The organism is Candidatus Reidiella endopervernicosa (genome assembly GCF_013343005.1).
Taxonomy (GTDB): Bacteria; Pseudomonadota; Gammaproteobacteria.
Genome location: NZ_CP054491.1, coordinates 1,266,023 through 1,290,583, shown reverse-complemented (window position 1 = coordinate 1,290,583; position 24,561 = coordinate 1,266,023). Strand labels below are relative to the sequence as shown.

The window sequence follows — 24,561 nt, the reverse complement described above, 5'->3', positions numbered from 1 at the left end:
CCGCTAGGCGACAGGTGGCTGCTCAGATTGAGCCTGCTTATCAACGTTATCGACCGCATCGAGCAGCGTCACACGCAGTAGATGGATACGACGGGTATCGGCGCGGACCACCTCAAAACTGAAGCGATTGAGCGAGACCCGCTCACCCCGCTTGGGCAGATGGCCAAACTGTTTTACGACCAACCCGGCGATGGTGTCGAATTCGCTCTCACTGAACTTGCAGGAGAAGTATTCGTTGAACTCATCAATCGGCGTTAGCGCCTTAACCGTAAAGTCGCTATCGCTACGTTTGAAGATAAAGAGATCATCATCGACATCGTACTCATCTTCGATCTCACCAACGATCTGCTCCAGCACATCTTCGATGGTCACCATGCCAGCCACACCGCCATACTCATCGACCACCACTGCCAGATGGTTCTGACTGGCGCGGAACTCTTTCAGTAGCACGTTAAGCCGTTTGCTCTCGGGGACAAACACCGGTGGACGCAGCAGGTCACGAATGGTGAAACGATCATCCTGATCGTTAAAACAGAAATTGAGCAGATCCTTGGCCAACAGGATGCCAACCACCTCATCACGACTCTCACCGATAACCGGAAAGCGTGAGTGACCCGACTCGATAATCTCGGGAATAAAAAGTTCAGGGGATTGGTCACGTTCAACCACCACCATCTGCGAGCGAGGAATCATGATATCGCGCACCTGCATCTCGGAGACCTGAATCACCCCCTCGATCATCGCCAGACCATCGATATCGATCAGGTCACGGCGCTCTGCATCACGCAGCTGCTCTACCAATTCATCCTGGTCCCGGGCTTCGCCAAACAGTACCTGACTCAATCTCTCAAGCCAGGAGCGCCCGGAACCGCTTCTAGGTCGGTCTTCGCTCATTGCTCCCTGTTACTCCTCTTCATAGGGATTATCAAAGCCCAATCGGGCCATCACTTCTCGTTCGATGCTCTCCATCTGCTCGGCATCGTGCTCTTCAATATGGTCATAACCGATCAGATGCAGCGTGCCATGCACCACCATGTGTGCCCAGTGCGCCAGCTCTGTCTTACCCTGCTGCTGCGCCTCACGTTTGACCACCGGAGCGCAGATCACCAGATCGCCGATCAGCGGCAACAGTTCATCCAGCCCCTCGGGCTGCTCAAAGGGGAACGAGAGCACATTGGTAGGGCCCAGCTTGCCGCGATAGGCCTGATTCAGATCGGCACTCTCCGCCTCTTCAACGATACGAATGGTGCACTCAGCCTGGTCGCGCTGCGACTCCAGCGCGGCGGCACTCCACTGTTCAAATTGCATCTGTGAAGGGATGTCGTGTTCACTACTGACGTTCTGTAGATCGATTACCGGCTTCACGATGAGCTACCGTCCTCATCATCGTGCGCCTTCTCAAACGCCTCATAGGCCGTGACGATACGCTGCACCAGCGGGTGACGTACCACATCCTGAGCGCTGTAGAAGGTGAAGCTGATCCCCTCGACATCCTTCAGCACCTCGATCACATGACGCAGCCCAGACTTCTGGTGGCGGGGTAGATCGATCTGGGTAACATCACCAGTAATCACGGCCGTGGAACCAAAACCGATACGGGTGAGGAACATCTTCATCTGCTCGACGGTGGTGTTCTGTGCCTCATCGAGAATCACATACGATTCGTTTAGGGTCCGGCCTCGCATATAGGCGAGCGGCGCCACCTCGATCACGTTACGTTCGATCAGCTTAGCCACCCGTTCAAAACCGAGCATCTCGTAGAGTGCGTCATAGAGCGGGCGTAGATAGGGGTCGACCTTCTGCGCCAGATCGCCGGGTAGAAAACCGAGTCGTTCACCCGCCTCCACCGCTGGACGGACCAGCAGGATACGTCGTGCGCGATCACTCTCCAGCGCCTCAACCGCACAGGCCACCGCCAGATAGGTCTTGCCGGTGCCCGCCGGGCCGATGCCGAAGTTGATATCGTGGGTGACGATGTTGCGCAGATACTTCTGCTGGTTGGGACCCCGCCCCTTGACCTGACCACGCTTGGTACGAATCACCACATCGTCTTTGGCAGGTGGCTCCGCTGCCGCCAACGCCTCAACCCCCGACTCCTGCAGATAGAGATGGATATCGGGTGGTGAGAGCACCTCGCTCTCGGTGGCACGGTAGAGCGCCTGCAGCACATCACCACAGCGGGTTACCGCGAGCGCATCACCGATCACCTCAAAGTGGTTGCCCCGGTTGCTGATCTCAACCCCGAGACGCCGTTCGAGCTGACGCAGATGCTCATCGAGCGCACCACAAAGGTTAGCCAATCGTTCGTTGTCGGCCGGTTCGAGAAGGAAATCATGCGATTCGGGATGGTCGTTCAAGAGGTAGTTCCTGGATAGAGGGGCTTATGCGCAGTGGGCGACTGAGTCGTTCAATAACTCAGCCTGCAGCGAATTGGCATAGGCCTCGGTGATACGAACCTCGACAAAACGGCCGATCAGCTCGGCACTGCCGTCGAAGTTGACCACACGGTTGTTCTCGGTACGGCCGGAGATCTGGTTTTCATCCTTACGTGAGACCCGCTCAACCAGAATACGCTGACGGGAACCGACCATCGCGGCACTGATTGCCGCCGCCTGCTCATTGATCTTCGCCTGCAGCCGCGCCAGTCGCGCCTTTTTCACCTCCAGTGGCACATCATCCGGCAGGCTTGCCGCCGGGGTACCAGGGCGTGGACTGTAAATAAAACTGTAACTGTGGTCGAACCCGATCTCTTCGATCAGCTTCATGGTCTCTTCGAAATCTGCATCGCTCTCACCGGGGAAACCAATGATGAAATCAGAGGAGAGGGTTAATTCGGGACGCACCGCACGCAGACGACGGATCTTATCCTTATACTCCAGCACCGTGTGGCCACGCTTCATTAGTGCCAGAATTCGATCGGAGCCGCTCTGTACCGGCAGATGAAGGAAGCTGACCAGCTCCGGCACCTCACCGTAGACCTCGATCAGACGATCGCTGAACTCGACTGGATGAGAGGTGGTGTAGCGCACGCGATCGATTCCGTCGATCGCTGCGACGTAACTGATCAACAGTGCCAGATCGGCCACTTCGTCATCATGCATCACACCGCGATAGGCGTTGACGTTCTGCCCAAGCAGATTGACCTCGCGCACCCCCTGCCCTGCCAGGGCGGCCACCTCGGCGATTACATCATCAAAGGGGCGGCTGATCTCTTCGCCACGGGTGTAGGGCACCACACAGAAGGTGCAGTACTTGGAGCACCCCTCCATCACCGAGACAAAGGCGCTCGGCCCCTCGGCACGCGGAGCGGGTAGGTTGTCGAACTTCTCGATCTCAGGGAATGAGACATCGATCACCGCACCGCGCTCGCTCCAGACGCGATTAAGCATCTCCGGCAGGCGATGCAGGGTCTGTGGGCCAAAGACCAGATCGACAAAGGGTGCACGGGCGCGGATCGCATCGCCCTCCTGGCTCGCCACACAACCACCGACACCGATCACGGCACCGGGGCGTTTCGCCTTTAGCGTCTTCCAGCGACCCAGTAGAGAGAAGACCTTCTCCTGCGCCTTCTCTCGCACCGAACAGGTGTTGAGTAGCAGGATATCGGCCTCTTCAGGTGTTTCTGCAAGGGTGATGCCGTGTGAGGCTGAGAGCAGGTCCGCGATCTTGGCGGAGTCGTACTCATTCATCTGACAACCGAAGGTCTTGATATAGAGCGTGCGTGACATGAATGGAAACAGGTTGGAATCGGAAGGAAATTCTACTACAAACAGGAACTCAGGGCACCGTTAGCCGTGCTGATCGGCCAATGCCAGTGCCAGGGCGCTGCGCCAGCCTGGCAGTTCGAGACCGAAGACCCGCTGGAGCTTGCCATTATCGAGCACCGAATAGGCGGGACGTTTGGCCGGTGTGGGATAACCGCTACTGGGAATCGCCTCCAGCGCTGCGATCCCATCGCCCATCGCCGCGAGAATTGACTCAGCAAACCCGTGCCAGCTGACCATCCCACCACAGCTAAGGTGGTAGAGCCCGTTTAGCTCAGAGCGCCACTGCTCGCTCTGGTAGACCTGCCCCACCAGCTGCGCCGTGGTCTCGGCAATCATTCGACTCCAGGTCGGTGCTCCGTACTGATCCTCAACCACACTCAGATGGTCACGCTCGCGCGCCAGGCGCTGCATGGTCAACAGAAAGTTGTGGCCGCGCAGCCCATAGACCCAACTGGTACGAAGCAGTAGATAATCGCAGCCACTGGCAGCGACGGCCTGCTCACCCACCAACTTGGTACGCCCGTAGACACCCTGGGGGTTTGTACTATCGCTCTCCAGGTAGGGAGTCTGCTGCTCACCATCGAAGACATAATCGGTCGAGAAGTGGATCAGTCCAGCACCCAGCGTCTTCGCCTCTTCGGCCAGAATTCCAGGGGCGGTAGCGTTAACCGCCTCTGCCAACTCGGCCTCCTGCTCGGCACGATCGACTGCCGTGTAGGCGGCGGCGTTGACGATCAGAGAGGGGCGCACTTCATTGATAACGGCATGGATTGAATCGGCCGATGCGAGATCGATTGATATTTCACCGCCGGCACGCCCCGCCGCTACGACCTGCCCCAGCGGGGCCAGTGTGCGTTGCAGCTCCCAACCAACCTGTCCGTTGGCTCCCAGCAGTAGAATACGCTTTGGAGACACGCCGTCAGTTACCCCGCCGCGCTGAATTGCGGTAGCAACGCCTGATCGAGCTCTGCCAAGACAGGCGCATCACGATCTTTCTGCGAAAGCAGCGGCTGCTCAAGCGGCCATTCGATACCGATAGCCGGGTCATCCCAACGAATCGACTGCTCGGTTTCCGGATGGTAGAGCTCGGTGCACTTGTAGCAGAAGAGCGCCGATTCGCTGCTGACACAGAAACCGTGTGCAAAGCCCTCCGGCACGTAAAACTGACGACGATTTTCACCGGTCAGCATCACCCCGACCCACTGACCGAAGCTGGGAGAACCGACACGGATATCAACCGCCACATCAAAGACCTCACCCTCCAGCACCTGCACCAACTTGCCCTGCGCATAGGGCTGTTGGTAGTGAAGCCCACGCAACACACCATGACTAGAGCGCGAGAGATTATCTTGTACAAAACGATCGCCGATGTTGGCATCGGCATAACGACTGCTCTGCCAGGTCTCCATAAAGAAACCGCGCTGATCGCCAAATACCTTTGGTTCAATAATCACCGCACCGGGAAGTGCCGTCTCGATGATCTTCACAGTGGCCCCTCGCGATCAAGCAGGCCGAGCAGATAGTCGCCGTAACCGTTATTGCGCATCGGCGCGGCGAGCTGCCGCAGCTGCTCGCCATCGATCAGACCTCGCACAAACGCGACCTCCTCAGGACAAGCAATTTTCAAACCCTGTCGCGCCTCAATGGTCTGGATAAAGTTAGAGGCCTGCAGCAACGACTCGTGGGTGCCGGTGTCGAGCCATGCGATACCACGCCCGAGCCGCTCCAGGCGCAGCTGTTGCTGCTGTAGATAGATATTATTCAGATCAGTAATCTCAAGCTCACCACGGGCAGAGGGTTTAAGCTGCGCGGCCATCTCAGAGACCTGACTATCGTAGAAGTAGAGCCCAGTGACCGCGTAGTTGGAGCGCGGCTGTTGTGGCTTCTCAACGATATCGGTCACCCGACCATCACCATCGAACTCCGCCACACCGTAACGCTCCGGATCTTTTACCCAGTAGCCGAAAATCGTCGCGCCTTCGCTCTGCTGAGAGGCGCGTTGCAGGTCCTCGGCCAGGCCGTGACCGTAGAAGATGTTATCGCCAAGGATCAGGCAGCAGGCATCACCATCGATAAAACGCTCGCCGATCTGAAACGCCTGCGCTATCCCCTCGGGCTTGGGTTGCACGGCGTATTCGATAGAAATGCCCCACTGACTGCCATCACCCAGCAGGGCCTTGAAGAGATGCTGCTCGTGAGGGGTGGTAATGATCAACACCTGATCGATACCTGCCAGCATCAACACCGTCAGCGGATAGTAGATCATCGGTTTATCGTAGACCGGCAGCAGCTGTTTGCTGATCACCTGGGTCAGCGGATAGAGCCTTGTGCCGGTACCTCCGGCGAGAATGATTCCCTTCACGCCTCTGCCGCCTCGTCACCCAGACCGAGACGCTCACCACGATAACTGCCATCCTGTACTCGCTGACACCATTCGAGATGATCGAGGTACCACTCAATGGTACGGCGCAGTCCGCTCTCGAAGTTCTCGGCCGGCCGCCAACCTAACTCTTGTTTGAGCTTGCTGGCATCAATGGCGTAGCGCTGATCGTGTCCGGGACGATCGGCGACGTAGGTAATAAGTTCGTTATAGGGCTTTCCAGACTCAGCTGGGCGTAACTGATCGAGCAGTGCACAGATCGTCTGCACCACTTCGAGATTGCTCTTCTCACTATCACCACCAACGTTATAGACCTCACCGGGGCGTCCCTCTGCGAGCACTGTCTCGATCGCACTGCAGTGGTCTGTGACGTAGAGCCAGTCACGCACATTCTGACCATCGCCGTAGATCGGCAGTGACTTACCCGCCAGCGCGTTGAGGGTGATCAAAGGAATCAACTTCTCCGGGAACTGGTAGGGGCCGTAGTTGTTGGAGCAGTTGGTGGTGAGTACCGGCAGACCATAGGTGTGGTGATAGGCACGCACCAGGTGATCGGAGGAGGCCTTTGAGGCAGAGTAGGGTGAGTTGGGGGCGTAGGGAGACTCTTCAGTGAAGAGCCCCTGCTCACCCAAAGAACCGTAGACCTCGTCGGTCGAGACGTGCAGAAAGCGGAACGCTTCACGCTCGACCGTTTCCAATCGCTGCCAGTGATCACGCACACTCTCAAGCAGGTTAAAGGTACCCACCACGTTGGTCTGGATAAAATCGGCCGGCCCGTCGATTGAACGGTCAACGTGACTCTCTGCCGCAAAGTTGACCACCGCATCGGGGCGGTACTCAGCCAGCAGTGCATCGACACAGTTACGATCACCGATATCGCCCTGCACAAAGATGTGGTCAGGGTGGTCACTGATTGAACTCAATGAGTCGAGATTACCGGCATAGGTCAGCGCATCGAGATTAATCACCCGATAGCTGCCCTGAGCAATCAGCCCCAGGACGAAGTTTCCACCAATAAAACCGGCTCCGCCGGTGACGAGCAGCGTCTTCATAACACCCCTACTCCGTTACGCTGGCGTTCAACTTAGAACGGGATATCGTCGTCGAAGTCGTCGAAGTTGCCGCCACCGGCAGGGGCGGCTGCGGGCGCCGATGCGGGCGCAGCCGCTGGTGCTGACTGACCACGATCATCCTGACTGAAGTTTCCGGCACCGCCGCCTCCACGTCCACCCAGCATCTGCATCGTATTCGCGACAACCTCAGTGGTATAGCGATCCTGGCCACTTTTATCCTGCCACTTGCTGGTCTGAATACGTCCCTCGATATAGACCTGCGAGCCTTTGCGTAGGTACTCGCCTGCCGTCTCGGCGGTTTTGCCGAAGAGAACCACACGGTGCCACTCGGTATGCTCCGTCCACTGGCCACTCTGACGATCCTTTCTCGATTCAGTCGTCGCCAGGGTGATATTTGCCACCGCAGAGCCGCCCGCTGTGTAACGCACCTCGGGATCTTTGCCCAGGTTGCCGATCAGTATTGCCTTGTTAATTCCGCGTGCCATTGATAAGTCTCCCCTCTATCTCTCTAACTATTATTCTGATCAACAATTTTCGACCGTGACCAAACCCGGTCGATTCTACGCCTCGGCTAGCGAAAACTCACGCAGCTCGGCCTCATCAAACTCCACACTATCGACCTTGAGGTAGGCAACACCCTCCTCACCGTCAACACTTGCCTCAGCCACGCCGCGCACCTCTCGAAGCCTGTCGCCCAGCAGTGCTGCCTGATCGGCTTCGAGCTGTTCAACTCTGAGCAGATAGCTGCTCAGATACCGCGGCTGTTCCATACCGCTGGCCAGTAGCAGCCAGAGCAATGCCATCACACCACCCATCATCAGTGTTGTCTCCACTCCGTAGCTACCGTAACTCCAGCCGCCGACTACGCCGCCTAGAAAGGCCCCTAGAAACTGTGAGGTGGAGTAGATTCCCATCGAGGAGCCGCGACTCGCTGCAGGTGAAATCTTTGAGACCAGCGATGGCAGGCTCGCCTCAAGCAGATTGAAGGCGGTAAAAAAGAGAAACAAGAGTAGCGCGACTGCAACCAGCTCCGAGGTTAACCAGGAGAGCGCGAACTGCGACACAGAGATCGCAGCAATGGCACCGAGAAAGATCCCTTTCATGCGTCGTTTTCGCTCAGCAATGATAATAAAGGGCACCATCGCCACAAAGGCGAGCAGCATTACCCCCAGATAGAGCATCCAATGGTAGTCACTTGCCAACCCGGCACGATCACGCAGCGCCAATGGCATCACCACAAACAACGCGGTGAGAATCATATGCAGAATCATAATACCAAAGTCGAGGCGCAGTAGCTCCGGATTGCGTAGTGCCGCGCCGAGCTGAGCCGGTACCGCCTCCGACTCACGATGGAATTTGCTTGTTTTAGGCGTCGGCACCAGTAGGTGCAGCACGGCAATACCGATAGATGCGAGTAGCGCCGTCATCCAGAAAATGCCCGAGAGCCCAATCCAGTTGGCGAGCATCGGTCCAAGCACCAGCGAGACGGCAAAGGAGATACCAATACTCATGCCGATGGTTGCCATCGCCTGGGTGCGGCGCTCTTCGCGGGTGAGGTCGGCGATCAGCGCCATTACTGCTGCGGCGATGGCGCCCGATCCCTGCAGGGCGCGACCAAGAATGATGCCGTGGATCGATTCAGATGAGGCGGCGACCGCACTACCAATGACAAATAACAGTAGACCGAGAGTAATGACAGGCTTGCGACCAAAGCGGTCCGAGAGCATGCCGAAGGGGATCTGTAACACCGCCTGAGTAAGACCGTAGGCACCAATCGCCACACCGATCAACATTGGGGTTACCCCCTCCAGTGACTCGGCGTGGAGTGAAAAAACCGGCAGAATCATGAACAGCCCCAACATACGCAGGGCAAAAATTGCAGCGAGAGAAGCAGTCGCTCTTCGCTCGTCACGATCCAGGGTTTGGGCGTCTCCGCCTCTACTTTTACGCCTCATTAAATATGTGCCAGAGAGTAGCAGGACGGCGTATAGTATCAGGTTGACTTGCCCTCTGGAAACGACCGATGGACACGATTCACCTGCGTGGCGCGCGCACCCATAACCTGAAAAATATCGATCTCGACCTACCGCGAGACAAGCTGATAGTTATTACTGGCCTCTCCGGTTCTGGCAAGTCATCGCTCGCCTTCGACACCATCTACGCAGAGGGTCAACGCCGCTACGTCGAGTCGCTCTCTGCCTACGCTCGCCAATTTCTGTCGATGATGGAGAAACCCGATATTGACCATATCGAGGGCCTCTCACCAGCAATTTCCATCGAGCAGAAGTCGACCTCACACAACCCCCGCTCGACCGTCGGCACCATCACTGAGATCTATGATTACCTGCGCCTGCTGTTTGCCCGTGCCGGCACACCGCAGTGCCCCGAGCACGGCACCACCCTCGAGGCTCAGACGATCAGTCAGATGGTCGATCTGGTGATGGAACTGCCAGAGGGGAGCAAACTGATGCTGCTCTCCCCTGTGATCAGCGAACGTAAGGGTGAACACCTGCATATTCTCGAGGAGCTACGCGCACAGGGTTTTATCCGCGCTCGTATCAATGGCGAGATCATAGAACTCGACAGCGCACCCAAACTCGACCTGAAGCGCAAACACACCATTGAAGCGGTCGTCGACCGACTCAAGGTACGCGAAGATATTCAGACCCGTCTTGCGGAGTCCTTCGAGACCGCACTGAGCCTCTCTGATGGACTGGCGCGAGTTGCCTACATGGATCAGCCCGAGCAACCTGAGCTGCTCTTCTCCGCCAAGTTTGCCTGTCCCGAGTGCGGCTATTCACTAACCGAACTGGAACCACGCCTCTTCTCCTTCAACAACCCGGTCGGAGCCTGTCCCAGCTGTGATGGACTCGGCATTGAGACCTACTTCGCCCCCGACAAGGTGGTCTCCAACCCTCATCTCAGCCTGGCAGGTGGCGCAGTACGTGGTTGGGATCGTCGCAACATGTACTACTTCCACCTGATCAGCTCGCTTGCCGACCATTTCAAATTCGATATCGAAACCCCCTACGAGGAGCTGCCTGAATCGATTCAAACAACAGTACTCTACGGCAGCGGTGAAGAGGAGATAGAGTTTCAGTATCTGCAGGAGCGCGGCCAGAGCATTACCACCAAGGTACACGCCTTCGAAGGCATTATTCCCAATATGCAGCGTCGTTATCGAGAGACCGAGTCCAACGTGGTGCGTGAGGAGCTATCACGCTATCTCGCCGATCAACTCTGTCCCGGCTGCAACGGTACGCGCCTTAACAGCGGCGCGCGCAACGTCTTTATCACCAAACATAACCTACCCGCCATTGCCGCATTGCCGGTTGGTAAAGCACGCGATTTCTTTGCGAATCTGGAACTACCGGGGCGTCGTGGCGAGATCGCTGCCAAGGTGCGCAAGGAGATCGGTGACCGGCTCAACTTTCTGGTCAATGTCGGCCTCGATTACCTGACCCTCGATCGCAGTGCCGACACCCTGTCGGGTGGCGAAGCGCAGCGTATCCGGCTTGCCAGTCAGATTGGCGCGGGCCTGGTCGGTGTAATGTACATTCTTGATGAGCCATCCATCGGCCTGCATCAGCGTGACAATCAACGCCTTCTAGACACACTCACCCATCTACGCGACATGGGAAATACCGTTATTGTCGTCGAGCACGATGAGGATGCGGTGCGATCAGCCGACCACGTCGTCGACATTGGCCCAGGTGCCGGCGTACATGGTGGAGAGGTTGTCGCGCAGGGAACACCCGCCGAGATCATGAACTGTCCGTCCTCATTGACGGGGCAGTATCTAAGTGGTGCACGCGAGATCGCGGTCCCACAAACACGGACGCCTGCCGACGTGTCACGACAGCTCGCCGTCCGCGGTGCGTGCGCAAACAACCTCAAGAGAGTCGACATCGAGATTCCCGTTGGACTGTTCACCTGCATTACGGGTGTCTCTGGCTCCGGCAAATCGACCCTGATTAACGACACCCTTTACCCCGAGGCCGCTCGAGAACTCAACGGTGCAAGCTCTACCGGGGCCGCCTGTGATGCGATCGAGGGCCTCGACCATTTCGACAAGGTTGTCGATATCGATCAGAGCCCGATTGGCCGCACTCCGAGATCGAACCCTGCCACCTACACAGGTCTATTCACGCCAATTCGCGAGCTCTTTTCAGCCACCCAGGAAGCGCGCTCACGCGGCTATAAACCTGGGCGATTTAGCTTTAACGTCAAGGGTGGTCGCTGTGAGGCGTGTCAGGGCGATGGTGTAATCAAGGTAGAGATGCACTTCTTACCCGACATCTACGTTCCCTGCGATGTCTGCAAGGGTAAACGTTATAATCGCGAAACCCTCGAAGTACGTTACAAGGGAAAAAATATCTACGAAGTATTAGAAATGACCGTAGAGGAGGCGCTGCCATTTTTTGAGGCGGTACCACCTCTGGCTCGAAAGCTTAAGACTCTGGTAGAGGTCGGTCTTTCTTATATTCGCCTTGGACAGAACGCCACCACTCTCTCGGGTGGTGAGGCGCAACGCGTTAAACTGGCCAAGGAGTTATCGAAACGTGACACAGGCAATACACTCTACATACTTGATGAACCGACCACGGGCCTACACTTCTTCGACATCGAACAGCTACTCGTTGTGTTGCATCGCCTACGCGACCACGGCAATACCATCGTCGTCATCGAGCACAACCTTGATGTCATCAAAACAGCCGACTGGGTCATTGATCTCGGTCCAGAGGGTGGCGACAAGGGCGGGGAAATTCTCGCCTCAGGAACGCCTGAGAAGATTGCTGATGTAGCGCATTCCCACACCGGGCATTTCCTCAAACCAATGCTAAACAGAGATAGTACTTAGTGGTGCTAGGTACCCAGAACACGAACGACAGGAGCACCCAGCTCAATCTCGAGAGCGGCTACTGCGCTCCCCTTATTGACGGCAATTTCAGCCAAGCCATTTGAGTTTTCGTACCAAAACAGCTCACCAACAGCAACTTCGGAGAAGGTACGTGCTGATGAGATCTCCGTACCGTTCACGATCAGTCTATCGCTGTTATCGAGTGTTAATGCCCTGATTCCGGTAATAGCATTGCCATAGCGATCCGCATAAACCACCTCACTGAGATCCTCCGGCCAGGAAGGATCAGATGTAACCTGCTCAACAGCATGCATATGTTTATCATTGACGCCTGACAATGCCAGTTCAGCAGCAATCGGCGCAAACAGGTCACGACCATGGAAGGAGGCCGATAACTGATCAGGCAGCCAGCTGATTACCCAATACGAAACAAGCTTTGCCCTCCTGGCAATCATCGCAAAGAGGCCGTTATCTGGCCCAACAAACCAGCGACCGTCCGCCTTAACCACGATAGGCAAGCGACTGCCACCGACACCGGGATCAACGACGCACAGGAATACCGTTCCCTGCTGAAAGAAGTTGATATGAGGCTCAAGCAGATATGCCGAAGCCTTAATATCGTATGTAGGTAGATCAGAGAAGAGCGTTACAACGGGAATTTGATTGTTTTGCGCATAGATGGCGGCAATCATCTGACCTAGATAGGGTCCGTCAATGCCAAAGTCAGTCGCAATAACAATCATAAAAGAAGCCTAGCAGCAAAGCGGCATCAAATCTCAGACACAAAAAAGCCGGGCATTGCCCGGCTTTTAAGTAGACAAATAGATCTATTCGTCAGCAGTCTCTTCTTCAACATCTGGACGATCAACCAACTCGACATAGGCCATAGTTGCATTGTCACCATCACGGAATCCACACTTGAGGATACGCATATAACCACCAGGGCGATCCTTATAACGTGGACCAAGCTCATTAAACAGCTTGGTGACTGCATCACGATCACGTAGGCGGTTAAAGGCGAGACGACGATTTGCAACGCTGTCGTTTTTAGCCATGGTGATCAGAGGCTCGGCTACGCGACGCAGCTCCTTGGCCTTAGGCAGTGTGGTCTTGATTGCCTCATGGCTGAGCAATGAGACAGCCATGTTCTTGAACATTGCCTTGCGGTGGCTGCTATTACGATTTAACTGACGGCCGCTATTACGATGACGCATGGGTTTATACCTTCTTAAACTAGAGTGTTATTCAACCGGCGCTCTTCTCGAGTCCGGCTGGTGGCCAGTTCTCGAGACGCATACCCATTGAGAGGCCGTGTGAGGCCAGTACGTTCTTGATTTCGGTAAGTGACTTCTTACCAAGGTTAGGCGTTTTCAGAAGCTCAACCTCAGTACGCTGAATCAAGTCACCAATGTAATAGATGTTCTCCGCCTTGAGACAGTTGGCTGAACGAACAGTCAGCTCCAGATCATCGATAGGGCGCAGCAGAACCGGGTCGATCTCAGGCTCCTTAGATACAGCTGCAGTCTCCTGTTTGCCCTGCAAATCTACAAATACTGAGAGCTGATCATGCAGAATGCCTGCAGCACGACGAATTGACTCTTCAGGATCGATGGTACCGTTAGTCTCGATTTCAATAACAAGCTTATCGAGATCGGTGCGCTGCTCTACACGGGCGCGATCTACTGAGTAGCTAACACGTAGCACTGGACTAAATGAGGCATCAAGCTGAAGTACACCAATTGGTGAATCCTCACCCTCTGCTGCACGAACGGTAGATGGCTGATAGCCACGTCCACGTAGAACCTTCATGCTCATATTGATCTCGCCTTCCTTAGTCAGGTTAGCAATCACAAAGTCAGGATTGACGATCTCTACGTCATGATCAACGGTGATATCACCGGCAGTAACAGGACCAGGCCCCTTTTTGTTGATCTTTAGGGTAGCCTCTTCACGTGCATGCATGGTGATAGAGAGGCCCTTGAGATTGAGAAGGATATCGATCACATCTTCCTGTACACCCTCAATGGTTGAGTACTCGTGCAGGACGCCTTCAATCTCTACCTCTACAACCGCACAGCCAGGCATAGAAGAGAGCAGGATACGACGGATTGCATTACCAAGAGTGTGACCAAAACCACGCTCGAGCGGTTCCAGTGTCACCTTAGCAACATTGCTTGATACCTGTTGCACGTCAACTAGACGTGGCTTAAGAAATTCCGTTACAGAAGCCGACATTTAACCCAATCCCCTTAGCGTTTACTTAGAATACAGTTCGACAACGAGATGCTCATTGATGTCTGCGGAGAGATCACTACGCTCCGGACGATTCTTGTAAACACCTTCCATCTTTTTCACATCAACATCGATCCAATCAGCAAAACCGCGCTGCTGCGCAAGTTCGATAGCAGATTGAATGCGGATCTGGCTGCGCTTCTTCTCATTGACGGCAACAACATCGCTAGCAGCGAGCTGATATGAAGGGATATTCACCTTGCCACCGTTGACGGTAATACCGTTATGACGGACCAGCTGACGAGCCTCTGAGCGAGATGCCGCGAAACCCATACGATAAACAACATTATCGAGACGACTCTCGAGGAACTGCAACAGGTTCTCACCGGTAGAGCCCTTCTTACGAGCCGCGTCTTTGTAGTAGCCGAGGAACTGCTTTTCGAGTACGCCATAGGTACGACGTAGCTTCTGCTTTTCACGCAACTGAAGTGCATAGTCAGAAAGGCGGGTACGACGCTGGCCATGCTGACCAGGTGGGAAAGGACGCTTCTCAATCGCACACTTCGCGGTATAACACTTCTCGCCCTTGAGGAAGAGTTTACTTCCCTCACGACGACACTGACGACACTTGGCACCGATATACTTAGCCACAGGTAACTCCGTAAATTAAACGCGACGCTTCTTAGGGGGACGACAGCCGTTGTGTGGAATCGGCGTCACATCTGTAATGCTGGTAATTTTGAAACCGGCGTTGTTCAAAGCACGAACTGCCGACTCACGGCCAGGGCCAGGTCCCTTGATACGGACCTCCATATTCTTCATGCCGAACTCAGCAACAACAGCGCCAGCACGCTCTGCAGCAACCTGTGCCGCGAAAGGTGTGCTCTTACGTGAACCGCGGAAACCTGAACCACCTGAGGTTGCCCATGAGAGCGCATTGCCCTGACGGTCGGTAATAGTAATGATGGTGTTATTAAAAGAGGCGTGTACGTGGGCGATACCGTCGACAACGTCCTTTTTCACCTTCTTACGAATGCGTGCTGCTTTACCTTTAGCCATTTCTAAATTCCGAGATAAGTTTCTTAAACTTCAGTAGCCGTGCGAGTTACTTACGTACTGCGCGACGCGGACCCTTACGGGTACGTGCGTTTGTCTTGGTACGCTGTCCGTTGACAGGTAGACCACGACGATGACGGATACCGCGATATGAAGCCATATCCATCAGACGCTTAATATTCATAGCAACTTCACGACGTAGGTCACCCTCAACGGTGATCTTAGCAACTTCGCCACGAATGCTCTCAACCTCACCTTCGGTCAGATCTTTGATCTTTGCTGCCGGGTTGATTCCAAGGGTCTCGCATATGTTCGCAGACCGAGTACGGCCGACGCCATAAATCGATGTCAGTGCAATAACCGTGTGTTTATTTGTCGGTATATTGATACCAGCAATACGGGCCATACTACTTCACTCCTAGCTACAAAACCCGGACCAGCCGGGGAAAGCGCGCCATAATATCGCGCCACTCAAAATAAATCAATCCTAATCGGGTGAGAAATTAACCCTGGCGTTGTTTGTGACGAGCGTCACTGCTACAGATGATACGAACAACACCCTTGCGTTTAACAACTTTGCAATTACGACAGATCTTCTTAACAGATGCCCTGACTTTCATGGGACACTCCTTAACGAAATAATTTAGAAAACGAAACTTAGCTTGGACGTTTTTGCGACTTAAGATTAGCCTTCTTGAGCAGGCTATCGTATTGATGCGACATCATGTGTGTCTGCATCTGCGCCATAAAATCCATTACTACAACGACGATAATCAGCAGCGATGTTCCGCCAAAGTAGAACGGCACGTTCCAGTAGATCGTCAGAAATTCGGGCAGCAAGCATACTGCAGTAATGTAGATTGCACCAGCCAGTGTTAGGCGTGTAAGTACGGTGTCTACATATTTGGCCGTCTGCTCACCAGGACGAATCCCGGGGATAAAAGCACCTGATTTTTTCAGGTTATCTGCGGTTTCGCGGGAATTAAACACCAACGCGGTATAGAAGAAGCAGAAGAAGATGATCGCCACCGCATAGAACATTGCATAAAGAGGCTGACCTGGTGACACCATTGTAGAAAGATCTTTAAGCCAGCCCATACCCTCAGCACTGCCGAACCAACTACCAAGCGTTGCAGGAAATAGAATGATACTTGATGCGAAAATGGGAGGAATGACACCGGCCATATTCAGCTTCAAGGGTAGATGTGTGCTTTGACCCGCATACATCTTGCGGCCCTGTTGTCGTTTAGCGTAGTTAACAGTGATGCGACGCTGACCACGCTCAACAAATACAACAAATCCAGTGACGGCAATGGCAAGAGCAAATAGGAATAGGATTGTCAGTGCATTGAGCTCACCGGTTCTAGCAAGCTCAAGGGTTCCACCAATCGCGGAAGGAAGACCAGCAACGATACCAGCGAAGATAATGATGGATATACCATTACCGATACCACGCTCAGTCACCTGCTCACCCAACCACATCAGGAAGATAGTTCCGGTGACCAGCGTCACAGCGGCTGTGAAGATAAAACCAACGCCAGGACTAATGACTACCGAAAGCCCTGCAACAGTCTGGTTTTGTAGAGCGATAGCAATACCAATGGCCTGGAAAGTCGCGAGAACGAGCGTGCCATATCGAGTGTACTGAGTAATCTTACGACGCCCTGCCTCTCCCTCTTTCTTCAACTGTTCAAGGGTTGGTACAACCACCGTTAGCAGTTGCATGATAATAGAGGCTGAGATATAGGGCATGATGCCCAGTGCGAAAAGGGTGAAACGCATCAAAGCACCACCCGAGAACATGTTAAACATGTCCAATATGGTGCCGCTTTGCTGTTCGAACATCTTCGCCAATGCGACAGGATCGATCCCTGGAACAGGGATGTGTGCACCAATTCGATATACGATCAGAGCACCCAAGACGAAAAAGAGCCTCTGTTTTAGCTCAGATAGTTTCCCGGTGTCCATGCCACCGGCCATTGCAGAGGCTGATTTGACCACTTATGCCTCAACTTTTCCGCCGGCAGCTTCGATCGCAGCCTGAGCACCTTTGGTAGCGGTAATTCCGCTGAGAGTGAACGCCTTGTCAACACCACCCGATGAGAAGACCTTGGCACGCTTGATGTTCTTACCGATCACATTTGCCTTCTGCAGTGACTCGATGCTGACAACGTCTCCCTCAATCTTGGCCAGCTCACTAAGTCGTACATTGGCTGTTTCACGACCAATACGCGAGCTGAAGCCGATCTTAGGAAGACGGCGCTGGAGCGGCATCTGACCACCCTCGAATCCGACCTTGGTGAACCCGCCTGAACGCGACTTCTGACCCTTATGGCCGCGACCACAGGTTTTTCCGAAGCCCGAACCGATACCACGACCAACTCGCTTGGCATCGGTTTTAGTGCCAGGTGCTGGCTTGATTGTATTCAAACGCATTTTAAGCTTCCTCAACGTTTAGCATGTAGGAGACCTTATTGATCATGCCACGATTCTCTGGAGTATCGAGTACTTCAACGGTCTGATGCATGCGACGAATACCAAGACCACGAACACAGGCCTGATGGCTCTTCAGTCGACCACTGGTGCTTTTGACCAGCGTCACTTTGATTGTATTTGATGCAGACATGGCTTATCCCAAAATCTCTTCAACTTTCTTACCGCGCTTGGCAGCAACCTGCTCTGGAGATGACATCTCTTCCAGACCTTTAATGGTAGCGCGAACTACATTGATCGGATTCGGTGAACCGATCGTTTTGGCAAGCACATCGCGAACACCGAGGACTTCAAAAACTGCTCGCATCGCGCCACCAGCAATAATTCCAGTACCTTCAGATGCCGGCTGCATGTAGACCTTAGCGCCACCATGCACAGCGTTGATCGGGTAGTAGAGCGTACTCGCATTAAGATTGATGGTTTTCATGTTCTTGCGCGCCTTCTCCATAGCCTTTTGAATCGCTACAGGTACTTCGCGTGCCTTACCATATCCAAAGCCAACACGACCCTTGCCATCACCTACTACAGTAAGTGCGGTAAAGCCGAACTGACGTCCACCCTTTACAACTTTAGCTACGCGATTAACGTGAACGAGCTTCTCTTGAAGATCGTCACCCGCTGCCTGTGCATTCATATTTGCCATAATCTAACCCTTAGAACTCAAGACCATTTTCACGCGCAGCATCGGCAAGTGCTTTGATACGGCCATGATATTTAAAACCGGAGCGGTCGAAGGCGACCTTGGTTACGCCTGCAGTCTTTGCGCGTTCGGCAATCATTTTGCCTACAGCTACTGCAGCAGCAACATTGCCGGTACCTTCAAGACCCTCTTTAACATCAGACTGTAGAGTCGATGCGGCAGCGAGGACGGTATTACCGTCCGGCGAGATGATCTGCGCATAAATATGACGCGGCGTGCGATGCACATTGAGTCGATTCTCACCAAGGGTTCTAATCTTGATGCGTGACTTACGTGCGCGACGTAGACGTGTAGATTTTTTATCCATCTTACCGAACCCTTACTTCTTTTTGGCTTCTTTACGTACAACAACTTCGTCGGAATAACGAACACCCTTGCCCTTATAAGGCTCTGGTGGACGACACGCGCGAATATTTGCTGCTACCTGACCAACCTTCTGCTTGTCACAACCCTTTACAAGGATCTCAGTCTGGCTCGGTGTCTCGATTGTAATACCCTCAGGTACAGCGTACTCAACAGGGTGAGAGAAACCGAGGCTCAGATTGAGCGTACTGCCCTTAGCCTGCGCACGATAACCAACGCCAATCAGCTCTAGCTTGCGTTCGAAACCAGCACTAACACCGTTAACGATTCCGTTAACCAGGGAGCGCATTGTACCGGTCATCGCCCACGCAGTCTTGCTTTCCTTTACAGGTGCAAAACTCAGGCTGTCGCCATCCTGGTTTACCGTTACAGTCTCATTGACTTCGAGCTGCATCGTACCTTTGCTGCCCTTGGCACTTATATTCTGACCATTCAGGGTAACTTCTACACCCTTAGGGATCGTGACGGGTTTTCTTCCGATTCTGGACATCTAAACACCACCCACTAGGAAACTATGCAGAGGACTTCGCCGCCGCTACCATTGGCGCGCGCTTCTCTGTCACTAACTACGCCCTTCGATGTCGAAATAATAGCAACACCAAGGCCATTTAATACCGTAGGCAGATCATCCTTGCCCTTATACAAACGACGTCCAGGACGGCTGATGCGTTTGATATTGTCGATAACTGGCTTGCCTTCGAAGTACTTAAGCGCAACGACTAGCTGCTTCTTGCCCTCAACCTCTTCGTGACGCACATCGGTAACGTAACCTTCGCTCTTGAGAACGTTGGCAACCGCCTGTTTAATCTTCGATGCTGGCATTGATACTTCTACCTTGCCTGCAGCCTGTCCATTTCGGATTCGCGTCAGCATATCCGCGATAGGGTCCGTCATACTCACTTGGAAATCCCCTGTAAATTAGGTTTCTGTCTACTACCAGCTAGCCTTGACTAGACCTGGAACGTCACCACGCATAGCGGCTTCACGCAGCTTGTTACGTGACAGCCCGAACTTACGGTAAAAACCGTGAGGACGACCGGTAATCGCACAACGATTACGCTGTCTGCACTTGCTGGCATTACGAGGCTGTTTCTGGAGCTTGGCCTGTGCTGCCATCATCTCCTCATAGCTCGTCTCAGGATTGTTAATAATTGCCTTGAGTGCAGCACGCTTGTCTGCATACTTTGCTACACATTTGGCACGCTTTGTTTCGCGCTCGATCATGCTTACTTTAGCCATTAATCAATCCTCAGTTCTTGAACGGGAAGTTAAACGCTTCGAGAAGCGCACGTCCCTCTTCATCAGTACGCGCTGACGTAGTGATCGTAATATCCATACCACGGAGTGCATCGATCTTGTCATAGTCGATCTCCGGGAAGATGATCTGCTCACGAACACCCATGCTGTAGTTTCCACGACCATCGAATGACTTACCGTTAAGACCCCGGAAGTCACGAATACGTGGTATAGCGATGGTGATCAGGCGATCAAGAAACTCATACATGCGCTCACGGCGAAGGGTAACCTTACAACCGATTGGCCACTCTTCACGAACCTTAAAACCGGCAACCGATTTTCTAGCGTGAGTGACTACAGGCTTCTGACCTGCAATCTTGATCATGTCTGCTACTGCGTGTTCGACGACTTTCTTATCGCCAATCGCTTCACCAAGACCCATGTTCAGCGTGATCTTGGTTATACGTGGAATTTCCATCGCATTCGCACCCTCAAGTTTCTCCTTGAGCTGAGGCACGACGGACTCACGATAATACTCTTGAAATCTGGCCATTATTCTATCCGATTTAAACGTCAATAACTTCGTTGTTCGACTTGAAGAAGCGCACTTTACGTCCGTCCTCCAGAGTACGGATGCCTACACGGTCACCCTTGCCAGTCTCGGCATTAAAGAGCATGACGTTCGAGACCTGGATCGGCATCTCTTTTTCGATGATGCCACCAGCCTGTCCGGCCTGTGGATTGCCCTTAGTATGGCGCTTGACCATGTTGATACCGTCCACCAGCACGCGACTGTCATCACGAACCTGCAGCACATTTCCACGACGGCCCTTGTCCTTACCCGTGGTTACGATGACTTCGTCACCTTTTTTAATCCTACGCATGACAACAACCTTCTAAATTAAAGTACTTCTGGAGCGAGTGAAACGATCTTCATAAACTTCTCGCTACGCAGCTCGCGGGTTACGGGGCCAAAGATACGCGTACCGATTGGCTGATGTTGTGTATTCAGTAGTACTGCAGCATTACCATCAAAACGAATGATGGAACCATCAGTACGACGTACGCCTTTGGCAGTACGTACAACTACTGCATTATATACATCACCCTTCTTAACCTTACCGCGTGGGTTAGCCTCTTTTACGCTGACTTTAATAACGTCACCGATTCTGGCATAACGACGCTTAGAGCCACCCAGCACCTTGATACACATCACACGACGAGCACCACTGTTGTCGGCCACGTCCAAAACTGTCTGCATCTGAATCATGATTCAATCCGCCTATACTTCTTCTGTTGACCTAGGCCTGTACAGCCTTATCCACAATTTCAACGAGACGCCAGGTCTTCGATTTTGAAAGCGGACGACACTGCTCGATAACTACCAAATCACCAATCGCGCACTCATTGCTCTCATCATGAGCATGCAGTTTGGTGCTGCGCTTGATGAATTTCCCATAGAGCGGGTGCTTGACCTGACGCTCGATCATTACGGTGATGCTCTTATCCATCTTGTCGCTGACTACGCGGCCAGAAACAGTACGGGAGACCTTATTCTCTTCACTCATGACGCATCACCTGCTCTTTTCTTTTCATTCAGAACGGTCTTGATACGCGAGATATCACGACGATTCTTCTTAAATAGGTGTGGGCGTGGCGACTGGCCTGTGCCCTGCTGCATACGCAGATTAAACTGTTCGCGGCGGAGCTCCAGAAGATCCTGGTTTAGCTCATCCACACCCTTACTACGAAGTTCATTCGCACTCATCAGATCACCGTACGACTTACAAATGTTGTTTTAACTGGAAGCTTTGCTGCAGCAAGCTTAAATGCCTCACGTGCAGTAGTTTCATCTACACCTTCAATTTCATACAGGACGCGTCCTGGTTGAATCTGAGAGATCCAGTACTCCACATTACCCTTACCTTTACCCATACGAACCTCAATAGGCTTTTTGGTAATTGGTTTGTCAGGGAACAGACGTATCCACAACTTACCGCCACGTTTTACGTGACGTGTAATGGTACGTCGAGCAGCCTCAATCTGGCGTGCAGTAATGCGTCCGCGCGATGTGGCCTTCAGACCAAACTCACCGAAGCTAATTTTGTCACCACGAGTAGCCAGACCGCGATTGCGACCCTTGTGCTGCTTGCGGAACTTTGTACGTTTTGGCTGTAGCATCTCGTAAATTCTCTTTACTAATTACTTGGCAGCAGGTGCAGCGTTCTTGCTGGTTTCGGTCTCAGACTCAGTCTCGCCCCAACCAAACACTTCACCCTTGAAGATCCACACCTTCACACCAATGATTCCGTAGGTGGTATTGGCCTCTGCGGTACCGTAGTCGATATCAGCACGCAGGGTGTGTAGTGGAACACGACCCTCGCGATACCACTCGCTGCGAGCGATTTCAGCACCATTCAATCGGCCACCAACATTGATCTTGATGCCCTGAGCACCGAGACGCATGGTATTTGTCACTGCACGCTTCATTGCACGGCGGAACATAATACGCTTTTCAAGCTGTTGAGCGATATTTTCTGCAACCAGCGTTGCATCGAGCTCAGGCTTGCGAATCTCTTCGATATTGATGTGGACAGGGATACCCATCTGCTCAGAGACTTCTTTACGCAGAACCTCAATATCCTCACCCTTCTTACCAATTACGATACCGGGACGAGCGGTATGGATGGTGATATGCGCATTACGCGCCGGGCGGTCAATCTGAATACGGCTAACAGATGCGTGAGCCAGCTTCTTTTTCAGGAAGTCACGAACGCGCAGATCCGTATTCAAGAATTCTGCGTAGTTCTTGCTGTCCGCATACCACTTCGACGTCCAATCTTTAACGATGCCGAGGCGAATACCTGTTGGATGTACCTTCTGTCCCATTACAATTCTCTCTCGAATTTACTTTTCTGCGACACGTACAGTGATATGGCTGGTACGCTTGATAATACGATCACCACGGCCTTTGGCACGTGCACGAAAACGCTTAAATGTAGGCGCCTCATCGATAAAGATGGTGCTAACAAAAAGCTCATCAATATCCATACCTGAATTGTGCTCAGCGTTCGCGATGGCAGAATCGAGTACTTTCTTAACTAGATCGGCACCCTTTTTGGGGCTAAATGAAAGTACATTCAGTGCTTGCTCAACCGGCAGACCGCGAATCTGGTCAGCAACCAGACGACACTTCTGCGGGGAGATCCGCGCATATTGCATTTTGGCAGTAACTTGCTCCATACCCAGACCTCTTACTTGCTCTTCTTGTCGGCAATGTGACCTTTATAGGTCCGGGTCAGTGCGAACTCACCCAACTTATGGCCAACCATGTTTTCGTTAATCAGAATCGGCATATGCTGCCGACCGTTGTGGACCGCGATTGTCAGACCAACCATCTCCGGCAACACCATAGATCTTCTTGACCAGGTCTTAATCGGACGACGGTTGTTAGTAGCAACAGCCTCATCGACCTTCTTCGCCAGATGCAGATCTACAAATGGACCCTTTTTAATTGAACGCGGCACAGCAGATACCCCTATCCTTTACTTCTTACGACGACGCACGATCATCTTATCGGTGCGCTTCATTGAACGTGTCTTGTAACCCTTGGTTGGCATACCCCATGGACTAACAGGATGACGACCACCAGAGGTACGACCTTCACCACCACCATGAGGGTGATCTACCGGGTTCATAACCACACCACGAACGGTAGGACGAACACCGCGCCAGCGTGTTGCACCGGCCTTACCCAGAGAGCGCAGCGAATGCTCGCTATTTCCAACCTCACCGAGGGTCGCACGACACTCAGCATGTACCTTGCGCATCTCACCAGAGCGGAGCCTCAATGTGGCGTAGATACCTTCTCGAGCAACCAACTGAGCCGAGGTGCCAGCAGAACGTGCAATTTGCGCGCCCTTACCTGGCTTCATCTCGATGCAGTGCACCAGAGAACCCATTGGCATGTTGCGCAACGGAAGCGTGTTGCCGGGCTTGATCGGCGCATCATCACCCGAACGCAGCACTTCACCGGCCTCAACACCCTTCGGTGCGATCACGTAACGACGCTCACCATCTGCATAGAGCAGCAGCGCAAGATGCGCACTACGGTTTGGATCGTACTCAAGACGCTCGACACGGGCATCGATACCATCTTTATTCCGCTTGAAATCAACAAGACGATAACGCTGCTTGTGACCACCACCGCGATGACGAGTCGTAATACGACCATTATTATTACGACCACCATTCTTGCTCTTCTTATCGAGCAACGGCTTATGCGGTTCGCCACGGTGAAGACCCGGCGTTACAACCTTGACGACGAAGCGGCGTCCAGGAGATGTCGGTTTTGCCTTTACGAGAGCCATATCAAATCCTTACTGCAATCTTCTGTTCTG

At 53.3% G+C, this 24,561-nt stretch carries 36 protein-coding genes; 1 reads left to right on the top strand and 35 read right to left on the bottom strand.

The features are described 5' to 3' along the window. Nucleotides 1-3 precede the first annotated feature (3 nt). The 10 genes from HUE57_RS07330 to HUE57_RS07285 form a co-directional block, all read right to left on the bottom strand. On the bottom strand, nt 4-894 hold the full coding sequence (locus HUE57_RS07330; protein WP_078483202.1) for an HlyC/CorC family transporter: 891 nt from the start codon (nt 892-894) through the stop codon (nt 4-6). Nucleotides 895-903: 9 nt separating this feature from the next. After that, on the bottom strand, nt 904-1,365 hold the full coding sequence (ybeY, locus tag HUE57_RS07325) for an rRNA maturation RNase YbeY (protein ID WP_078483203.1): 462 nt from the start codon (nt 1,363-1,365) through the stop codon (nt 904-906). Beyond that, a complete protein-coding gene (locus tag HUE57_RS07320) occupies nt 1,362-2,357 on the bottom strand; it encodes a PhoH family protein (RefSeq protein ID WP_078483204.1) in 996 nt (331 codons plus the stop codon). The genes ybeY and HUE57_RS07320 overlap by 4 nt, the downstream gene beginning before the upstream one ends. A 24-nt stretch (nt 2,358-2,381) precedes the next feature. After that, entirely contained in the window at nt 2,382-3,728 is a 1,347-nt protein-coding gene (miaB, locus tag HUE57_RS07315; protein WP_078483205.1) for a tRNA (N6-isopentenyl adenosine(37)-C2)-methylthiotransferase MiaB, read from the bottom strand. A gap of 60 nt (nt 3,729-3,788) precedes the next feature. After that, nucleotides 3,789-4,682, bottom strand: a complete 894-nt coding sequence (gene rfbD / locus HUE57_RS07310) for a dTDP-4-dehydrorhamnose reductase (protein WP_078483206.1) — start codon at nt 4,680-4,682, stop codon at nt 3,789-3,791. 8 nt (nt 4,683-4,690) lie between these two features. Beyond that, entirely contained in the window at nt 4,691-5,254 is a 564-nt protein-coding gene (gene rfbC / locus HUE57_RS07305; protein WP_078483207.1) for a dTDP-4-dehydrorhamnose 3,5-epimerase, read from the bottom strand. Then, nucleotides 5,251-6,129 carry a glucose-1-phosphate thymidylyltransferase RfbA gene (rfbA, locus tag HUE57_RS07300; protein ID WP_078483208.1) on the bottom strand — a complete coding sequence of 293 codons (879 nt, stop codon included), beginning with the start codon at nt 6,127-6,129 and terminating at the stop codon, nt 5,251-5,253. The genes rfbC and rfbA overlap by 4 nt, the downstream gene beginning before the upstream one ends. After that, nucleotides 6,126-7,199, bottom strand: a complete 1,074-nt coding sequence (gene rfbB / locus HUE57_RS07295) for a dTDP-glucose 4,6-dehydratase (RefSeq protein ID WP_078483209.1) — start codon at nt 7,197-7,199, stop codon at nt 6,126-6,128. Before rfbB ends, rfbA begins: the two co-directional genes overlap by 4 nt. A gap of 32 nt (nt 7,200-7,231) precedes the next feature. Beyond that, nucleotides 7,232-7,705 carry a single-stranded DNA-binding protein gene (gene ssb, locus HUE57_RS07290; protein ID WP_078483980.1) on the bottom strand — a complete coding sequence of 158 codons (474 nt, stop codon included), beginning with the start codon at nt 7,703-7,705 and terminating at the stop codon, nt 7,232-7,234. A 75-nt stretch (nt 7,706-7,780) separates the two neighbouring features. Beyond that, nucleotides 7,781-9,175 (bottom strand): MFS transporter, encoded by a 1,395-nt coding sequence (locus HUE57_RS07285; RefSeq protein WP_078483979.1) that lies wholly within the window; start codon nt 9,173-9,175, stop codon nt 7,781-7,783. Between the two features lie 68 nt (nt 9,176-9,243). Between HUE57_RS07285 and uvrA the strand changes: the two genes are divergently transcribed. Continuing rightward, nucleotides 9,244-12,081, top strand: a complete 2,838-nt coding sequence (gene uvrA, locus HUE57_RS07280) for an excinuclease ABC subunit UvrA (RefSeq protein WP_078483978.1) — start codon at nt 9,244-9,246, stop codon at nt 12,079-12,081. Between the two features lie 5 nt (nt 12,082-12,086). On the opposite strand, the gene HUE57_RS07275 is transcribed toward uvrA, so the two are convergent. The 25 genes from HUE57_RS07275 to rplB all read right to left on the bottom strand — a co-directional run bounded on the left by HUE57_RS07275 (nt 12,087) and on the right by rplB (nt 24,531). After that, entirely contained in the window at nt 12,087-12,824 is a 738-nt protein-coding gene (locus HUE57_RS07275; protein WP_078483977.1) for an SAM hydrolase/SAM-dependent halogenase family protein, read from the bottom strand. An 84-nt stretch (nt 12,825-12,908) separates the two neighbouring features. Next, nucleotides 12,909-13,295, bottom strand: a complete 387-nt coding sequence (gene rplQ / locus HUE57_RS07270) for a 50S ribosomal protein L17 (protein WP_078483976.1) — start codon at nt 13,293-13,295, stop codon at nt 12,909-12,911. Nucleotides 13,296-13,326: 31 nt separating this feature from the next. Continuing rightward, nucleotides 13,327-14,316 carry a DNA-directed RNA polymerase subunit alpha gene (locus tag HUE57_RS07265; RefSeq protein WP_078483975.1) on the bottom strand — a complete coding sequence of 330 codons (990 nt, stop codon included), beginning with the start codon at nt 14,314-14,316 and terminating at the stop codon, nt 13,327-13,329. A gap of 21 nt (nt 14,317-14,337) precedes the next feature. Continuing rightward, the gene (gene rpsD / locus HUE57_RS07260; RefSeq protein ID WP_078483974.1) at nt 14,338-14,964 is read right to left on the bottom strand and encodes a 30S ribosomal protein S4; all 627 of its coding nucleotides are present in this window, start codon (nt 14,962-14,964) and stop codon (nt 14,338-14,340) included. A gap of 15 nt (nt 14,965-14,979) precedes the next feature. Then, nucleotides 14,980-15,372, bottom strand: coding sequence for a 30S ribosomal protein S11 (gene rpsK, locus HUE57_RS07255; RefSeq protein ID WP_078483973.1), 393 nt, complete (start codon nt 15,370-15,372; stop codon nt 14,980-14,982). Between the two features lie 46 nt (nt 15,373-15,418). Continuing rightward, nucleotides 15,419-15,775, bottom strand: a complete 357-nt coding sequence (gene rpsM / locus HUE57_RS07250; RefSeq protein ID WP_078483972.1) for a 30S ribosomal protein S13 — start codon at nt 15,773-15,775, stop codon at nt 15,419-15,421. Between the two features lie 97 nt (nt 15,776-15,872). Next, nucleotides 15,873-15,989 (bottom strand): 50S ribosomal protein L36, encoded by a 117-nt coding sequence (rpmJ, locus tag HUE57_RS07245; protein WP_078483971.1) that lies wholly within the window; start codon nt 15,987-15,989, stop codon nt 15,873-15,875. 37 nt (nt 15,990-16,026) lie between these two features. Beyond that, a complete protein-coding gene (gene secY / locus HUE57_RS07240; RefSeq protein WP_078483988.1) occupies nt 16,027-17,349 on the bottom strand; it encodes a preprotein translocase subunit SecY in 1,323 nt (440 codons plus the stop codon). A gap of 21 nt (nt 17,350-17,370) precedes the next feature. Next, nucleotides 17,371-17,805 (bottom strand): 50S ribosomal protein L15, encoded by a 435-nt coding sequence (gene rplO / locus HUE57_RS07235; protein WP_078483970.1) that lies wholly within the window; start codon nt 17,803-17,805, stop codon nt 17,371-17,373. A gap of 1 nt (nt 17,806) precedes the next feature. Beyond that, complete coding sequence (gene rpmD, locus HUE57_RS07230; protein ID WP_078483969.1) at nt 17,807-17,995, bottom strand: 50S ribosomal protein L30; 189 nt, start codon at nt 17,993-17,995, stop codon at nt 17,807-17,809. Between the two features lie 3 nt (nt 17,996-17,998). Beyond that, nucleotides 17,999-18,505: a 30S ribosomal protein S5 gene (gene rpsE, locus HUE57_RS07225; protein ID WP_078483968.1), complete on the bottom strand. Its 507-nt coding sequence runs from the start codon at nt 18,503-18,505 to the stop codon at nt 17,999-18,001. Between the two features lie 10 nt (nt 18,506-18,515). After that, entirely contained in the window at nt 18,516-18,869 is a 354-nt protein-coding gene (rplR, locus tag HUE57_RS07220; RefSeq protein WP_078483967.1) for a 50S ribosomal protein L18, read from the bottom strand. 12 nt (nt 18,870-18,881) lie between these two features. Continuing rightward, nucleotides 18,882-19,415: a 50S ribosomal protein L6 gene (gene rplF, locus HUE57_RS07215; RefSeq protein WP_078483966.1), complete on the bottom strand. Its 534-nt coding sequence runs from the start codon at nt 19,413-19,415 to the stop codon at nt 18,882-18,884. Between the two features lie 14 nt (nt 19,416-19,429). Beyond that, complete coding sequence (rpsH, locus tag HUE57_RS07210; protein ID WP_078483965.1) at nt 19,430-19,825, bottom strand: 30S ribosomal protein S8; 396 nt, start codon at nt 19,823-19,825, stop codon at nt 19,430-19,432. Between the two features lie 33 nt (nt 19,826-19,858). After that, nucleotides 19,859-20,164, bottom strand: a complete 306-nt coding sequence (gene rpsN, locus HUE57_RS07205; protein ID WP_078483964.1) for a 30S ribosomal protein S14 — start codon at nt 20,162-20,164, stop codon at nt 19,859-19,861. A 10-nt stretch (nt 20,165-20,174) separates the two neighbouring features. Further along, the gene (rplE, locus tag HUE57_RS07200) at nt 20,175-20,714 is read right to left on the bottom strand and encodes a 50S ribosomal protein L5 (RefSeq protein WP_078483963.1); all 540 of its coding nucleotides are present in this window, start codon (nt 20,712-20,714) and stop codon (nt 20,175-20,177) included. Nucleotides 20,715-20,727: 13 nt separating this feature from the next. Further along, nucleotides 20,728-21,045 (bottom strand): 50S ribosomal protein L24, encoded by a 318-nt coding sequence (rplX, locus tag HUE57_RS07195; protein WP_078483962.1) that lies wholly within the window; start codon nt 21,043-21,045, stop codon nt 20,728-20,730. Between the two features lie 17 nt (nt 21,046-21,062). Then, nucleotides 21,063-21,431, bottom strand: coding sequence for a 50S ribosomal protein L14 (gene rplN / locus HUE57_RS07190; RefSeq protein WP_078483961.1), 369 nt, complete (start codon nt 21,429-21,431; stop codon nt 21,063-21,065). Between the two features lie 31 nt (nt 21,432-21,462). After that, nucleotides 21,463-21,729: a 30S ribosomal protein S17 gene (gene rpsQ / locus HUE57_RS07185; protein ID WP_078483960.1), complete on the bottom strand. Its 267-nt coding sequence runs from the start codon at nt 21,727-21,729 to the stop codon at nt 21,463-21,465. Then, nucleotides 21,726-21,929 (bottom strand): 50S ribosomal protein L29, encoded by a 204-nt coding sequence (gene rpmC / locus HUE57_RS07180; protein WP_078483959.1) that lies wholly within the window; start codon nt 21,927-21,929, stop codon nt 21,726-21,728. The genes rpsQ and rpmC overlap by 4 nt, the downstream gene beginning before the upstream one ends. After that, entirely contained in the window at nt 21,929-22,342 is a 414-nt protein-coding gene (gene rplP, locus HUE57_RS07175) for a 50S ribosomal protein L16 (protein ID WP_078483958.1), read from the bottom strand. Before rplP ends, rpmC begins: the two co-directional genes overlap by 1 nt. Before the next feature lie 21 nt (nt 22,343-22,363). Beyond that, nucleotides 22,364-23,050, bottom strand: coding sequence for a 30S ribosomal protein S3 (gene rpsC, locus HUE57_RS07170; RefSeq protein WP_078483957.1), 687 nt, complete (start codon nt 23,048-23,050; stop codon nt 22,364-22,366). Nucleotides 23,051-23,068: 18 nt separating this feature from the next. Further along, nucleotides 23,069-23,404, bottom strand: a complete 336-nt coding sequence (gene rplV, locus HUE57_RS07165) for a 50S ribosomal protein L22 (protein ID WP_078483956.1) — start codon at nt 23,402-23,404, stop codon at nt 23,069-23,071. A gap of 11 nt (nt 23,405-23,415) precedes the next feature. Beyond that, on the bottom strand, nt 23,416-23,688 hold the full coding sequence (gene rpsS / locus HUE57_RS07160) for a 30S ribosomal protein S19 (RefSeq protein WP_078483955.1): 273 nt from the start codon (nt 23,686-23,688) through the stop codon (nt 23,416-23,418). An 18-nt stretch (nt 23,689-23,706) separates the two neighbouring features. Next, nucleotides 23,707-24,531, bottom strand: a complete 825-nt coding sequence (rplB, locus tag HUE57_RS07155) for a 50S ribosomal protein L2 (protein WP_078483954.1) — start codon at nt 24,529-24,531, stop codon at nt 23,707-23,709. Nucleotides 24,532-24,561: the final 30 nt, after the last annotated feature.